At 64.8% G+C, this 15,323-nt stretch carries 11 protein-coding genes; 4 read left to right on the top strand and 7 right to left on the bottom strand.

Going from position 1 to position 15,323, the window contains the following annotated elements:
- Positions 1–42 precede the first annotated feature (42 nt).
- Positions 43–3,996: a trifunctional transcriptional regulator/proline dehydrogenase/L-glutamate gamma-semialdehyde dehydrogenase gene (gene putA, locus AC1RCO_RS21655; RefSeq protein WP_015633899.1), complete on the bottom strand. Its 3,954-nt coding sequence runs from the start codon at positions 3,994–3,996 to the stop codon at positions 43–45.
- An 81-nt stretch (positions 3,997–4,077) separates the two neighbouring features.
- On the opposite strand from putA, the gene AC1RCO_RS21650 reads away from it, so the two are divergent.
- The gene (locus AC1RCO_RS21650) at positions 4,078–4,335 is read left to right on the top strand and encodes a hypothetical protein (RefSeq protein ID WP_134532534.1); all 258 of its coding nucleotides are present in this window, start codon (positions 4,078–4,080) and stop codon (positions 4,333–4,335) included.
- A 124-nt stretch (positions 4,336–4,459) separates the two neighbouring features.
- On the top strand, positions 4,460–5,944 hold the full coding sequence (putP, locus tag AC1RCO_RS21645) for a sodium/proline symporter PutP (protein ID WP_011058869.1): 1,485 nt from the start codon (positions 4,460–4,462) through the stop codon (positions 5,942–5,944).
- A 185-nt stretch (positions 5,945–6,129) separates the two neighbouring features.
- Here putP and AC1RCO_RS21640 read toward each other — a convergent pair whose 3' ends face one another.
- The 6 genes from AC1RCO_RS21640 to AC1RCO_RS21615 form a co-directional block, all read right to left on the bottom strand.
- Positions 6,130–6,624 (bottom strand): DUF2165 family protein, encoded by a 495-nt coding sequence (locus tag AC1RCO_RS21640; RefSeq protein ID WP_011058870.1) that lies wholly within the window; start codon positions 6,622–6,624, stop codon positions 6,130–6,132.
- Positions 6,625–6,732: 108 nt separating this feature from the next.
- On the bottom strand, positions 6,733–8,004 hold the full coding sequence (locus AC1RCO_RS21635; protein WP_015633901.1) for an O-acetylhomoserine aminocarboxypropyltransferase/cysteine synthase family protein: 1,272 nt from the start codon (positions 8,002–8,004) through the stop codon (positions 6,733–6,735).
- 249 nt (positions 8,005–8,253) lie between these two features.
- Positions 8,254–9,678, bottom strand: coding sequence for an FGGY family carbohydrate kinase (locus tag AC1RCO_RS21630; RefSeq protein ID WP_492618031.1), 1,425 nt, complete (start codon positions 9,676–9,678; stop codon positions 8,254–8,256).
- Positions 9,679–9,680: 2 nt separating this feature from the next.
- Positions 9,681–10,937, bottom strand: coding sequence for an NAD(P)/FAD-dependent oxidoreductase (locus AC1RCO_RS21625; protein ID WP_065364861.1), 1,257 nt, complete (start codon positions 10,935–10,937; stop codon positions 9,681–9,683).
- Entirely contained in the window at positions 10,924–12,330 is a 1,407-nt protein-coding gene (locus AC1RCO_RS21620; RefSeq protein ID WP_492618030.1) for an NAD(P)/FAD-dependent oxidoreductase, read from the bottom strand. The genes AC1RCO_RS21625 and AC1RCO_RS21620 overlap by 14 nt, the downstream gene beginning before the upstream one ends.
- A gap of 156 nt (positions 12,331–12,486) precedes the next feature.
- A complete protein-coding gene (locus tag AC1RCO_RS21615; RefSeq protein WP_011058875.1) occupies positions 12,487–13,251 on the bottom strand; it encodes a DeoR/GlpR family DNA-binding transcription regulator in 765 nt (254 codons plus the stop codon).
- 382 nt (positions 13,252–13,633) lie between these two features.
- On the opposite strand from AC1RCO_RS21615, the gene eutH reads away from it, so the two are divergent.
- Together eutH and AC1RCO_RS21605 are read left to right on the top strand one after the other, a co-directional pair.
- On the top strand, positions 13,634–14,869 hold the full coding sequence (gene eutH, locus AC1RCO_RS21610; protein WP_011058876.1) for an ethanolamine utilization protein EutH: 1,236 nt from the start codon (positions 13,634–13,636) through the stop codon (positions 14,867–14,869).
- 36 nt (positions 14,870–14,905) lie between these two features.
- The gene (locus AC1RCO_RS21605; protein ID WP_011058877.1) at positions 14,906–15,262 is read left to right on the top strand and encodes a DUF1937 family protein; all 357 of its coding nucleotides are present in this window, start codon (positions 14,906–14,908) and stop codon (positions 15,260–15,262) included.
- Positions 15,263–15,323: the final 61 nt, after the last annotated feature.

Below are 15,323 nucleotides of genomic sequence, written 5' to 3'. Positions count from 1 at the left end.
CGCCGCTGAGGGCGCTCTTTTCCAGGGTGCTGACTATCGGCTTCAGCCGATGGTCATCAGGCTGGCGTTGCCGCCGGCCGCTGCGGTGTTGACGCTCAAGGCGCGCTCGATCACCAGGCGCTCCAGGGCAATCGCGGTCTCGCCCTGGGACAGGCCCTGGACGCCAACGATGGCACCGGCACGCTGGGCCACCTGCTGGCAGACGCTGCGCAGCTGGTCGGAATCACCGTGGTGCAGGACGGCGTCGAATACCACTTCGTCCTTGCTCCAGTCGGCCACGCGCTGGATGCGTGCCTGGACTTCCTTCGGCAAGCGGGCGAACAGCGCCTTGCTGATCTCGCTTTCCGGCCACACCGCCGAGCCACCGACGGCCAGCACGGCTGCCAGTTGGGTCAGCAGGTCACCCTCGACCTCCGCCAGGCACAGGACGTGCTCGCGGGGCAGGATGGCGTAGCTGTTGCGCTCGCCGGTAGGGCCGGTCAACTGCCGGGTGATGCCGCTCTGGGACTGGCCGGCGAACTGTTTGCACAGGATCGCCAGTTCCGCCAGCTTGCTGCTCTCGGCCCAGGCTTGCAGGGCGTTCAACGGCTTGCTGAGGACTTCGCGCAGGCGCAGGTCCGGGGCGTTCTCGGCGTCGCCACGGGCAAAGGACTGCTCGATGGCATCCACCGGGCGGGTCGACAGCAGGCGGTACAGGTACAGCGGGCCGCCGGCTTTCGGGCCGGTGCCCGACAGGCCTTCGCCGCCGAACGGTTGCACGCCGACCACGGCACCGACGATGTTGCGGTTGACGTAGACGTTACCGGCGTGGACGTTGTCCACCACCTTGGCGATGGTCTCGTCGATCCGGGTGTGCACGCCCAGGGTCAGGCCGTAGCCGGAAGCGTTGATCTGGGCGATCAGCTGGTCGATTTCCTTGCGCTTGTAGCGCACCACGTGCAGCACCGGACCGAAGATCTCGCGCTGCAGCTCGTCAAAGCTTTCCAGCTCGATCAGGGTCGGCATGACAAAGGTGCCGCGCTTGCATTCTTCGCCGTCGGCGATGGCCATCTGGTACACGTTGCGACCTTTGTCGCGCATGGCCTGGATGTGCTTCTCGATGCCGGCCTTGGCTTCGGCGTCGATCACCGGGCCGATGTCCACCGACAGGCGCTCAGGGTTGCCCAGGCGGTTTTCGGCCATGGCGCCCTTGAGCATTTCGATCACGCGGTCGGCGGAATCTTCCTGCAGGCACAGCACGCGCAGGGCCGAGCAACGCTGGCCGGCACTGTCGAAGGCCGAGGACACCACGTCGATGACCACCTGTTCGGTCAGGGCCGAGGAGTCGACGATCATGGCGTTCTGGCCGCCGGTTTCGGCGATCAGCGGGATCGGCCGGCCCTGGTTGTCCAGGCGCCCGGCGATGTTGCGTTGCAGCAGGCGCGCAACTTCAGTGGAGCCGGTGAACATCACGCCTTTGACGCGCTCGTCACCCACCAGGCGGGCACCGACGCTTTCGCCCTGGCCCGGCAGCAGTTGCAGCACGCCTTCGGGAATCCCGGCTTCGAGCAGCAGGCGCACGGCCTGGGCGGCTACCAGCGGAGTCTGTTCGGCCGGTTTGGCCAGGACCGGGTTGCCGGCAGCCAAGGCTGCGGCGACCTGGCCACTGAAGATCGCCAGCGGGAAGTTCCATGGGCTGATGCACACCACAGGACCCAGCGGACGGTGGGCGTCGTTGCTGAAGTCGTTGCGGGCCTGCACCGCGTAGTAACGCAGGAAGTCCACGGCTTCACGCACTTCGGCGATGGCGTTGGCGAAGGTCTTGCCGGCTTCGCGGGCCAGCAGGCCCATCAGCGGCTGGATCTCGCCTTCCATCAGGTCGGCGGCGCGTTCCAGGATTGCAGCGCGTTCGGCCGGCGGAGTGGCCTGCCAGATCGGTGCGGCGTTGAGGGCGCACTGGATGGCGTTGTCGACGTCTTCGACCGTGGCTTCCTGGACATGGCCCACCACGTCGCGATGATCCGACGGGTTGAGTACCGGCGCCGGGGTTTCGCTGCTGGCGGCGCAACCGAGCATCGGTGCGGCTTTCCAGTTGTTGTGGGCGGTGGCCAGCAGTGCGCAGGACAGCGACGCCAGGCGGTGTTCGTTGGCCATGTCGATGCCGGCGGAGTTGGCCCGCTCGGCGCCATACAGGTCACGCGGCAATGGAATGCGCGGGTGCGGCAGGCCGAAGCCGCCTTCCAGGGTGGCCATCTGTTCGATCTGGGTCACCGGATCGGCCACCAGTTCCTGGATCGAGATCGACTGGTCGGCAATGCGGTTGACGAACGAGGTGTTGGCGCCGTTTTCCAGCAGCCGGCGTACCAGGTAGGCCAGCAGGGTTTCGTGGGTGCCCACCGGTGCATAGACGCGGCATGGACGGTTCAGCTTGCCCTCGGCAACCTTGCCCACCACTTGCTCGTACAGCGGTTCGCCCATGCCGTGCAGGCACTGGAACTCGTACTGGCCGGGGTAATAGTTCTGACCGGCAATGTGGTAGATCGCCGACAGAGTGTGGGCGTTGTGGGTGGCGAACTGCGGGTAGATGACTTCCGGCACCGACAGCAGCTTGCGTGCGCAGGCGATGTAGGAAACGTCGGTGTACACCTTGCGGGTGTAGACCGGATAGCCTTCCAGGCCTTCGACCTGGGCGCGCTTGATCTCGCTGTCCCAGTAGGCGCCTTTCACCAGGCGGATCATCAGGCGGTGACGGCTGCGACGGGCCAGATCGATGACATAGTCGATCACGTACGGGCAGCGCTTCTGGTAGGCCTGGATCACGAAGCCGATACCGTTCCAGCCGGTCAGTTGCGGCTCGAAGCACAGGCGCTCCAGCAGGTCCAGGGACAGCTCCAGGCGGTCGGCTTCCTCGGCGTCGATGTTCAGGCCGATGTCGTACTGCTTGGCCAGCAGGGTCAGGGACAGCAGGCGCGGGTACAGCTCTTCCATCACGCGCTCGTACTGGGCGCGGCTGTAGCGCGGGTGCAGGGCCGAGAGCTTGATGGAGATGCCCGGGCCTTCATAGATGCCGCGACCGTGGGAGGCCTTGCCGATGGAGTGGATGGCCTGCTCGTAGGACGCGAGGTACTTCTGTGCGTCGTGCTCGGTCAGTGCGGCTTCGCCGAGCATGTCGTAGGAATAGCGGAAGCCCTTGGCTTCGAACTTGCTGGCGTTGGCCAGGGCTTCGGCGATGGTTTCGCCGGTGACGAACTGTTCGCCCATCAAGCGCATGGCCATGTCCACGCCCTTGCGGATCATCGGCTCGCCGCTCTTGCCGATGATGCGGCTCAGGGAGGAGGTCAGGCCGGCCTCGTTGTGGGTCGACACCAGCTTGCCGGTGAGCAGCAGGCCCCAGGTGGCGGCGTTGACGAACAGCGATGGGCTGTTGCCCAGGTGCGGCTGCCAGTTGCCGGTGCTGATCTTGTCGCGGATCAGCGCGTCACGGGTGCCCTTGTCGGGGATGCGCAGCAGGGCTTCGGCCAGGCACATCAGTGCCACGCCTTCCTGGGACGACAGGGAGAACTCCTGCAGCAGGCCCTGGACGATACCGGCACGGCCGCCGGCGCTCTTCTGGTTGCGCAGCTTCTCGGCGATCGAGGCGGCCAGCTTGTTCGCGGCTTCGGCGGTGGCGGCCGGCAAGCGCGCCTGCTCCAGCAGCATCGGCACCACTTCCGGTTCCGGGCGGCGGTAGGCGGCGGTGATCGAGGCGCGCAGCACCGACTGCGGGAGAATGCTTTCGGCGAACTCCAGGAAGCATTGGTGAGCGTGATCGGTCTGTACCTCGCCGGCATCCTCGCCGTCTTTGGCGGTGGCACTGCTCAGCTCGGTCAGGGTTGCACCACCCTCGAGTTTTTCCAGGTAATTGAAAATCGCCTGCTTGATCAGCCAGTGCGGCGTACGATCGATCGAGGCCGCGGCGGCCTTGAGGCGCTCGCGGGTAGGGTCGTCGAGTTTGACCCCGAGGGTGGTGGTAGCCATATTTTTATCCTCATGTTTGCCACGCACGTGTGGCATCAGCTGGCGGCAAGATTATCCGCGCACTGCAATAGGTGCAACCGGGTGCAACCCATTTTTAGCTGGAAAAAGAAGCAGCTTGTCAGGAATAAAATTCCTGCACGGAGTGGCTTGCCTCCTACTGGTGCCTTTACTTCTGAAAACGCCATTTTTTGCTCCAAAAAGGAGCAAAAGCGTCGTCAACGACCAGTTTTTGGACAAGGTGCAACTGATTCGGCGCAAATTGGTTGCACCTTGTTCGTCTTGTTGCATAGGATTCGCGGCCAAGGTGCAACCGTCCTGCAGGACTGGTTCATCGGCTGATGGCTTTCCTGGGGAAACATCAGTCATAAATGCGCGGCCCGCCTGATCGTCTCCCAAGCGTCATCGTTTGGCGGCGGGTGGCAGTGGCCGCCGCACCATAAAAACAAAGCCAGGGCGTAACTCAATGAGTGCAAGCAATCCAACCTTGATCACCTTCGTGATCTACATCGCGGCAATGGTGCTGATCGGCTTCATGGCCTATCGCTCCACCAACAACCTTTCCGACTACATTCTTGGCGGCCGCAGCCTCGGCAGCGTGGTCACCGCGCTTTCCGCCGGTGCTTCCGACATGAGTGGCTGGCTGCTGATGGGCCTGCCGGGCGCCATCTACATGTCCGGTCTTTCGGAAAGCTGGATCGCCATCGGCCTGATCGTCGGTGCCTACCTCAACTGGCTGTTCGTGGCCGGCCGCCTGCGGGTGCAGACCGAACACAACGGTGACGCGCTGACCCTGCCGGACTACTTCTCCAGCCGCTTTGAAGACAAGAGCGGCCTGCTGCGGATCATCTCTGCGGTGGTGATCCTGGTGTTCTTCACCATCTACTGCGCCTCCGGCATCGTCGCCGGTGCCCGCCTGTTCGAAAGCACTTTCGGCATGCCCTACGAGACAGCGCTGTGGGCCGGTGCGGCGGCAACCATTGCCTACACCTTCGTGGGTGGTTTCCTGGCAGTGAGCTGGACCGATACCGTCCAGGCCACGCTGATGATCTTCGCTCTGATCCTGACGCCGATCATCGTGCTGCTGGCGACCGGTGGCGTGGACACCACCTTCCTGGCCATCGAAGCCAAGGACCCGACCAACTTCGACATGCTCAAGAACACCACCTTCATCGGCGTCATCTCGCTGATGGGCTGGGGCCTGGGCTACTTCGGCCAGCCGCATATCCTGGCGCGCTTCATGGCCGCCGATTCGGTGAAGTCGATTGCCAAGGCCCGTCGCATCTCCATGACCTGGATGATCCTGTGCCTGGGCGGCACCGTGGCGGTGGGCTTCTTCGGTATCGCCTATTTCTCGGCGCACCCTGAGGTGGCCGGCCCTGTGACCGAAAACCCTGAGCGGGTGTTCATCGAACTGGCCAAGCTGCTGTTCAACCCGTGGATCGCGGGTGTGCTGCTGTCGGCCATCCTGGCGGCAGTCATGAGTACCCTGAGCTGCCAGCTGCTGGTGTGCTCCAGTGCCCTGACCGAAGACTTCTACAAAGCCTTCCTGCGCAAGCACGCTTCCCAGCTGGAACTGGTGTGGGTCGGCCGCGCCATGGTGCTGGTGGTGGCGCTGATCGCCATTGCCATGGCCGCCAACCCGGAAAACCGCGTGCTGGGCCTGGTGAGCTATGCCTGGGCCGGGTTCGGCGCGGCCTTCGGCCCCGTGGTACTGATTTCGGTGATCTGGAAAGGCATGACCCGTGACGGCGCGCTGGCCGGCATCATCGTCGGTGCCGTCACCGTGATCCTGTGGAAGCATTTCGCTCTGCTGGGCCTGTACGAAATCATCCCGGGCTTCATCTTCGCCAGCCTGGCGATCCTGCTGGTGAGCAAGATGGGCACGCCGAGCGCCGGCATGGTCCAGCGCTTCGAAGCGGCCGAGAAGGATTTCAAGCTCAACCACTGAGTGCGCAAATCCTGCCCTGATTCACCGGGGCGCTGAAGAACGGCCCGCTGCGTCACCGCAGCGGGCCGTTTTTTTTTGCGTCCCGTAGTCGCTGCCGCAGGCTGCTAACGAGGGGCGCTAGGAGGGACCGCAAGGCCCTGCGGGCTTTTGCGCAGCCTCGCCATGGCTCGGCTGCGGTTACAGGGTCAGTGCAGCTCGGTGTCGGGCTGGTTGAGGAATATCAGTACGCCCAGGATCGCCATGTAGAACTTGAACGCCGCGTCCTGGCCGTTCCAGGCCTTGGACTGCCACATCATGAACCACTCGCCGCCGACCACCATGAAACCGAAGAACCAGACGCAGAAGCCCAGGCAGAAGCCGGCAATGGCCCAGCGCTTGGCGCGGTTGAAGTCGCTGGCGACACCGTGCCGGGCCAGCCACAGGCGCAGGGCGCCAAACACCAGCAGCGCGCCGGTCAGGGCTTCGCCGGCGATGATCAGCCAGTAACCGGCATTCCACAGCAGCGGCAAGGTCAGGGCGCGGTCGGTGGCGCTGTTGCCGGGGAAGACGCTGTCCATGCTCAGCACGTGCTGAACAAAGGCGAAGTTGGAACCGTAGTCGCTGATGTTGTTGTAGGCCACCAGCAGGGCGAAGGCCGCCACTGCCAGGGTCATGGTGATCTTGACGTAACGCACAATCATGTCGGGTTCCTTTGCGGGTGATCAAGGGTCCTGGAGGCTGGAGAGAGGAGTGGCGTGGGTGCCAACGCGCTAGGCAATGGCCCTGGCGCAGAACGCCAGGGCCGGGGGTCAGGCTTGTTGCAGTGCCTGGTCCAGGTCTTCGAGCAGGTCTTCGATGGCCTCGATGCCCACAGAGAGACGGATCATCTCCGGCTTGACCCCGGCCTTGGCCTGCTCTTCTTCGTTCATCTGCCGGTGGGTGGTGGACGCCGGGTGGCAAGCCAGGGACTTGGCGTCGCCGATGTTCACCAGGCGCTTGAAGATCTGCAGCGCATCGTAGAAGCGCACGCCCGCGGCATAGCCGCCCTTGAGGCCGAAGGAGAGGATCGCCGACGGCTTGCCCTGCATGTATTTGCGCGCCAGTTCATGGTGCGGGTGGTCGGGCAGGCCGGCGTAGCTGACCCAGGCCACCAGCGGGTGGGCCTTGAGGAACTGCGCCACCTTGAGGGCGTTGTCGGTGTGGCGTTCCATGCGCAGGGCCAGGGTTTCCAGGCCTTGCAGCAACAGGAAGGCGTTCATCGGCGCCAATGCTGCGCCGGTGTTGCGCAGCGGCACGGTGCGGGCCCGGGCGATAAAGGCGGCGGGGCCGAACTTCTCGGTGTAGACCACGCCGTGGTAGGCCGGCTCCGGGGTGTTGAGGCTGGCGAACTTCTGCGGGTGGTCGGCCCAGGGGAAGTTGCCGCTGTCGACGATCACCCCGCCCAGGGAGTTGCCGTGGCCGCCGACGTACTTGGTCACCGAGTGCACCACGATGTCGGCGCCGAACTGGATCGGCTTGCACAGGATCGGCGTGGCCACGGTGTTGTCCACCATCAGTGGCACGTTACGGGCGTGGGCGGCCTGGGCCAGGCCCTCGATATCGACGATGTTGCCCGCGGGGTTGCCGATGCTCTCGCAGTACACCAGCTTGGTCTTGTCGTCGATCAGCTCGGCAATGGCCTCGGCCGAGTCGTCCCGGGCGAAGCGTACTTCGACCCCGAAGCTGGGCAGCAGGTGGGCGAACAGGGTGTAGGTGCCGCCGTACAGCTGGGGCGTGGAGACGATATTGTCCCCAGCCTGGGTCAGGGTCTGGATCGCGTAGTGGATGGCGGCACTGCCGGCGGCCACCGCCAGCCCGGCGATCCCGCCTTCCAGGGCGGCCATGCGCTGTTCCAGCACATCGTTGGTGGGGTTCATGATGCGGGTGTAGATGTTGCCGGGCACATCGAGGTTGAACAGGTCAGCGCCGTGCTGGGCATTGTCGAACTCGAAGGCGACGTTCTGGTAGATGGGCACGGCCACGGCCTTGGTGGTCGGGTCCGACTTGAATCCATGGTGCAGCGCAATCGTTGCGTCTTTCATAAATCCTCGACTAAGGGCTTGTCACCAAGCGGTAACAGACCCTGGCTAATCCATTAATGAGCACAGCCAGGCAGGTCGTGTGCCCGCGCAGCAGTCAGTGGTCCCGTGTGTCTGAGTCGCCAGCAACCGTTTGATGTGCCCGCCGCTTGGCCGCGGGCAGGCGCGTCAGTGTCCAATAGGCGCGGCGGATGGGCAAGGGTCCCGAGGTGCGGCAGGAAAGGGCCGGCCATCCATGGCCGGCGGGCGGTTTCAGCGCGGCTGGGACCAGCCCTGGGAGCGCTTGACCGCGGCGCTGAAGGTGCCACGCCAGGCGTCTGCCGTGGCCCGGTCGATACGCGGCCGGTAGTCGGTGCGGGTGTTGTCCAGCTCTGGCAACTCCAGCCCCAGGCCGCGGGCGGCGAGGGCGGCGCAGCCCAGGGCGGTGAGTTCGTCGAAGCGCTGGGTGACGATGGTGCGTTGCAGGATATCGGCCAGGAACTGGGCGAAATACGGGCTGCGGGCCAGGCCGCCGTCAATCGACAACTGGTCGGTGACGTTGAGGTGATCGTCCATCGCCGTGATCACTTCGGCGCTGCGCAGGGCCACGCCTTCCAGTACCGCCTGGCACAGGTCCTGGCGAGTGGTGGCGGCGTTCATGCCGATCCACACCGCCCCGGCACTGCGGTCCCAGTGCGGGCAGGCAAGCCCGGACAAGGCCGGGACAAACGCCAGCTCGCGGGAAATCGCCGGTGGCTGATCGAAGGCTGCCAGTTCCGAGAAGTCGCTGAACAGGCCCAGGCGCCCGGCCCATTCCACTGCGGCGCTGGCGTCGTACACGCCACCGTCCATGGCATACACCGGTTTGCCGTCGGCCTGCCAGGCGACGGTGGCCAGCAGGCCTTTCTCCGGGGCGCGAATGATCTGTTCGCCTGTGACTGTCAGGGCGAAGGCGCCGGTGCCGAAGGTGATCTTGGCGTCCCCCGGCTCCCGGCAGCCGTGACCGTACAGCGAGGCTTGCTGGTCGACCACCGAGGCGCTGATGGGGGTCTGGCCGATGCGTCCGAAGTCGCCGACCGTGGCGCGGATTTCCGGCAGGGCCTGCATGGGTACGCCGAACAGCTGGCACAACTGCGGGTCCCACTGGCCGGTGGCGAGATTCATCAGCGAGGTGCGCGAGGCGGTGGTGATGTCAGTGGCGTAGACCCCGGTCAGGCGATCGAGAAAGTAGGCATCGGTGGTGCCCAGGCGCAGGCGGCCGGCACTCAGGGCGGCCTGTGCCGCCGGCAGGTTGTCGACGATCCAGGCCAGCTTGCTGGCGGAGAAGTAGGCATCCAGGGGCAGCCCGGCCCGCTCCAGGGTCAGGGCTTCGGCGCCGCGGGCGCGCAGTTCTTCGATGCGCGCGGCGCTGCGGTTGTCCTGCCAGACGATCACCGGCGACAGCGGCGCGCCACTGACGGCGTCCCAGGCCAGGCAACTTTCACCCTGGTTGGCCAGGCCGATGGCGTCGACCCGGCCGGTGGCTTCCAGGCAGCGTTGCAGGTTGGCCAGCAGCTCCAGCGGGTCGTGTTCGACCCAGCCCGGGCGCGGGTGATGCTGCTGGTGGCGCAGCGCCAGTTGGATATCGGCACGGCCTTGCATGTCCACGACCAGTACGCGGGTGCTGGTGGTGCCCTGGTCAAGTGCGGCTATTCGCATGGTCATTTCTCTTGTTGTGGGACGGCCTGGTCGATGCAGATGTCCAGTTGGTCGAAATGTTCCGGCAGGTGCAGGTCCTTGATGGGGATCAGCAGGCGCCGTTCCGGCAGTGCCGAGACCGGTCGGCTCCAGAGCTCCAGGCCCTGGGCGCGGACCCGCAGGGTGCCACTGACCGCCTGGCTGACCCGCAACTGGATGTGCGCCAGGCCCGCCAGCTCGCCGCGCACCAGGCGGCCCGGCACGCCGAGCTTGATCGGGGCGGCGTACTTCAGGGTCAGGGCGTCATTGGCATCGGGTAGCTGGCCGCTCAGGGCCAGAGCCATCAGGCTGCCGATGCGCCGCCCTTCGCGGTAGGACCAGCCGGCCGTCTCGATTGGCCGCAGCAGGTTGCCGGCGGCAAAGTAGGCCGGGTCCGAACAGCGGCCGTACTGGTCGATCTTCGGCCCCCCGCTGCCATTGTCCAGTTGCAGGTGGCTCAGGCGCACCAGGCTCGACTCCGGGGTGAACTGGCCGGTGAGCAGCACGCCGTCGCAGGAAATGTCGCGAACCTGGCCGTCGGCCAGGCGCACCCGGGCCGACTCCACCCGGCCACACCCATTGATCGCCAGCAGCTCGGCGCCAAAGTGCATGGGGATGCCCAGCAACCTTGGGAACACCGACAGCGGCCAGCGGGCGGTGGCTCGTTTATTGGCTTCCAGCACCGCCACCGGACGGATACCGGCGCGTCGGCAACTGAGCACGGCAGACAGGCTGACCAGTTCGGTGCCGATGATCAGGGGCCGCTCGAAAGGCTTGAGGTGCTGCACATAGAGGAAGTTCTGCAAGGCCCCGGTGTTGATCACCCCCACCGGGCGGTCGCCGGACAGCAGGCGTGCCGAGCGCGGGGTTTCCCGGGCGCCGGTGGCGATCAGCACCTTCTGTGCCTGGATCTGTCGTGGCCCGTCTGGAGTGGCCAGGCGCAACAGGCCGCCGGGCTCCAGGCTGACCACCGTGTGTCGCAGCAGCAGGATCACGCCGGCTTTCAGCGCGGCTTCGACATTGCGCCGGGCATAGGCCGGGCCGCTGAGAAGGCGCTGGTACTCGCGCATGCCGAAGGGCGGGTGGGCACAGTGCCGGGGAATGCCGCCGGCTTCGCTTTCACGTTCGATGACAATCACCGGGCCGATACCCTGGCGCCGCAGTTCGATAGCCGCGGCCAGGCCCGCCGGGCCGCTGCCGATAATGGCCGCTTCGGCCTGAAGAAGTTCAGTGCTGTTCATGGCAACGACCTGTGGCAAGAGGGACGGCCAGTTGGCTGGCGCTGAGTTCGGCGACCTGGGCCGAGCAATAGAAACCCTGGCAGCGGCCCATGCAGGCGCGGGTGCGGCGCTTGAGCCCGCCCAGGTCGCCAGGTGGCAGGGGGCTGTGCAGGGCGCTTTCTATTTCCCGCCGGGTCACCAGTTCGCAATGGCAGACGATTTCGCCATAGCCGGGGCGCTGCCAGTCGCGGGGCAAGTGCTCCGCCAGATTGGGCATCTGTGGCCAGACCGGTTCGCGCACCGGCTGGTGCTGGCGGCGCTGGCTGTACAGGCCGTAGACATGCCGGGCAATACCCAGGGCGGCGGTGAGCCCGGTGGAGCGGATGCCGCCGACGGTGATCCAGTGCCGGGCGTGGTCGGCCTGGATCCGGTACTCCTTCTTTTCGCTGGCGGGGCGCAGCCCGGCGTAGGTGGCGGTGACCGGCATCCCGGCGAGGGCGGGAATCCGCTCCACGGCGGCATCGATCAGGCTTTGCAGGGTCGGGCCGTCGAGCCCTGCATGCACGCGGTCCTCCTGCTCTTCGGCGGTGGGGCCCACCAGCAGGTTGCCGTACACCGTGCGGGTCAGGACTATGCCCTTGGTGCGCTCGTTGGGTACCGGCAGGACGATGCGCTCCAGCAGTGTGGCCGCGGCCTTGTCGAAGACCACGAACTGGCCCTTGCGCGGCATGATGCGAAATTCGCTGTGGCCCAGCAGGTTGTGTTCCAGGGTGTCGCCGAACAGCCCGGCGCAGTTGATCACCTGGGCGCTGCGCAGGGTGCCCCGGTTGGTGTGCAGGGTCCAGGCGTCGCCATCGAACTGGCCTTGCTGCACCTCGCATTGCAACTGTACGCGGGCGCCATGGGCCATGGCCTGCTGCAGGTAACCCAGGGGGGCGGACCAGGGGTCGATCAGGTGCTCGTCGGGCACCAGTACCGCGCCCACGGCGTGATTGGCCAGGTGCGGCTCCAGGGCGAGGATCTCGCTGCGTTCCAGCAGGCGTACGTTGTCTACCCCATTGGCCTGGGCCTGGGCGAGGATCCCCGGCAGCCTGGCCTGGTCCTCGGCGTTCCAGGCCACTACCAGCGCGCCACTCTTGAGCAGTGGCAGGTTCATGGCCGAGTGGATTTCCAGGTATTCCTGGTAGCCGGCCTGCATGCACTGCAGTTCCTGGCTGCCACTGGGGGCGTCGAAGCCGGTGTGCAGGATGGCGCTGTTGGCCTTGCTGGCGCCGGAGAGAATGTCGCTGCCCTTTTCCAGCAGCACCACCCGTGCGCCTTCGAGGGCGAAGCGCCGGGCCATGGCGCAACCGACGACCCCGCCACCGACGATGGCCACATCGAAAGTCACATTGTTCGGATAAAGTTCGGTCATATAAATGCCTGTTTCCTGCGGTAACACCCAAGGATCTGTGCAGGAATCAAAGCATAATGTGGGCCATGATTGTTGTTTTTATTTTCTATTCGGTCATATATCGGTCATTTGGTTGTGGTTTTTGGGGTGGACATCACCTGTGGCAACGGCCCTGGTTCAGGGTTGTGGCACCAGATGCACCTCCACGCCCGCTTTCTCCAGGGCCGCCAGCAGCTCCGGGCCGGGCTGGCGGTCGATCACCAGGCGGTCTATGCGCTCCAGCGGGAACACCTTGAACAGGCCGCGGCGTTCCAGCTTCGAAGAGTCGGCGATCACCGTCAGCTGGCGGGCCTGGGCAATCATGGCGCGGGCCACTTCGGCTTCTTCGATGGAGAAGTCCATGGCGCCGTCTTCATTCAGTGCGCCAATGGTGATCACCGCGTGCTCGGCGTTGAAACGGGTGATCTGTTCCAGGGCCAGGGTGCCGACGTTCTGTGTCGAGTCGGGGCGATATTCACCACCGATCATGAACACCCGATTGCCCGACTCGCCAATGCAGCCGGCAATCGGCAGGGAGTTGGTGATCACCGTCAGGCGGGTGTGCTGCGCCAGTTCCCGAGCGAAGAACAGGGTGGTGGTGCCGGTATCGATGAAGATGCTGTCGCCCGCGCAGAACAGGCCGGCGGCGTAGCGGCCGATGGCGCGCTTCTCCTGGGCGTGTTCGTTCATGCGGGTCTGGAAGGTGTTTTCGTGCTCGCCGGTAGGGGGCAGGGCCGCGCCACCGTGGAACTTGGTGACCAGGCCGCTTTCCGCCAGGTCGCTGAGGTCGCGGCGGATGGTTTCCTGGGACGTGGCAGTGATGCGCGCCAGCTCTTCCACAGAAATCCGCTCCCGTTGCCGCAGGAGTTCGAGAATGTGCTGTCGTCGTTCGTTGGGGCGCATGGTGTTTTCCGTTTAGTGGTACTTCGCCACACAAATGGGCATTTTTTGTTACTTACGCACACTCCTGGTTCAGGAATGTGCTGATTCGGTCAAATTCGATGGAAAAGTTAAGCATTTACTTGCACGTTTCACAATGGCCCGCAGTCATGGGGTTGGCTCATGACCCACGGCAGGTCGGGCCAATGTTGCGAAGGTGTATTGACCGAAATATGGTTGTTTTAAAGTAAAAACCACAACTAATACACATTGTGGCACGGGATGTGCCCTGTGTTTCATCACCTGGTTCATCGTTCTCCTTGGCGATGAGTGACCAGAGCTGGCCTCGACAAGAACTTCCCCGGCGGGGGAAACCTATAAATGACGCTCAGAGAGATGAACCCACATGGCTGAATTTGGAAACTACGTCATTTACCTGATCATGCTCGGCGCCGTGATCGGCGCCCTGTCATCCATCATCAAGCCCGAGAGTGGGCTGGGTAAGGAGTTCGTCAACGGTATCCACTCCATCGGCCCGGTGTTCCTGGCCCAGGCCGGGATCATGGTGGCGATTCCCTACCTGTCCCAGGGCATTTCCCACGCCCTGGGGCCGTTCTTCAACGCCCTGGGTTCGGATGTCTCCATCGCGGCGCTGTCGATCATTGCCGTGGACATGGGCGGCTACCAGCTGGCCAACGCCCTGACCGCCAACCGTGACCTGTGGATTACCGCAATGCTGGTGGGCTACACCTCCGGGGCGACCATCGTCTACCTGATCCCGGTGGGCCTGACCATGCTCGAGCGCAAGGACCACAAGTACCTGGCCCTGGGTGCCATGGCCGGGCTGATCAGCATTCCGTTCGCGGTGCTGATGTCGCTGCTGATCATCACCGCTACCCACTTGCCGGTGCGGGACATCGTTTCCACCAACTCCGAGGCGTTGTACTACCTGTCCCTGGGCTTCGTCGACATGCTCAAGCTGCTGGCGCCGCTGTTCGTGTTCTGCTTCCTGCTGGCGGCGGGGCTGCGCTACCGGCCGCAGATGATGGTCAGGGGCTTCCTGGTGTTCGGCAAGATCATGGACGCGGCGATCAAGCTGATCCTGGCCCTGAGCATCGTCGAGCACTTCACCAAGTTTTTCAGCATCAACTTCGGCGGCTGGGGCTTCGACCCGATGTTCGCCGACGAAAAGGAGCTGTTCCGGGCGATCGAGATCGCCGGCTACATCGGCATCATGCTCGCCGGTACCTTCCCCATCTGCTACCTGTTCCAGCGCTACTGCAAGAAGCCCATGGAACTGCTGGGACGCCATCTGAACCTGTCCAGCACCGGTGCCGCGGGGTTCATCATGGTGTTTGCCAACATCATCGCCACCTTCCACCTGTTCAAGCACATGACCGCCCGCGACAAGGTGCTGTGCGTGGCCCTGGGGGTCTGCGCCCAGGCGCTGATCGGCGACCACCTGGCGTTCACTGCGAACTTCCAGCCAAGCCTGATCCTGCCGATTCTGCTCGGCAAACTGTTCGGCGGCCTGCTGGCGGTGGCGATCGCCATCCGCATCTCGGTGCCGGCTGCCCAGCGCTATGAGCTGCAAGAGCAGGAACAGGCGGCCGCCTTTGCCCTGCAACCTGCGCGGGCCTGACGGCCCGCACCACCTATCCCTGAAATCGAGGTAACGATGCGCAAGATTTTCCTGGCCTGCCCCTACAGCCATTCCGAGCCGGCCGTCATCAACGAGCGTTTTCTCCAATGCAACCAGGTCGCGGCGCAGATACTGGAAGCCGGCCATGCGGTGTTCAGCCAGGTGAGCATGTCCCACCCGATCAACCTGTGCCTGGCGGGCAAGGACAATGCCGCCATCGGCAAGCTCTGGGCGCCGGTGGATGCGCTGTACATGGCGATGATGGAGGAACTGATCGTGCTCGACCTGCCGGGCTGGAAGGACAGTGGCGGGATCAAGCGCGAGATCGAGGTGTTCGAAACGTCCGGGCGGCGGGTCAGCCTGTGGTCGCAAGTCAGCCACGAGTTCGTCTGAAACCCTGGCCGTGCCCGTCGTCGCCTGCGCCGGGTACGGCCCCGCTCTGAACTGACGACAG

The organism is Pseudomonas sp. GW823-FHT03E05 (assembly GCF_058796855.1).
This window is presented reverse-complemented; position numbering and strand designations above follow the sequence as displayed.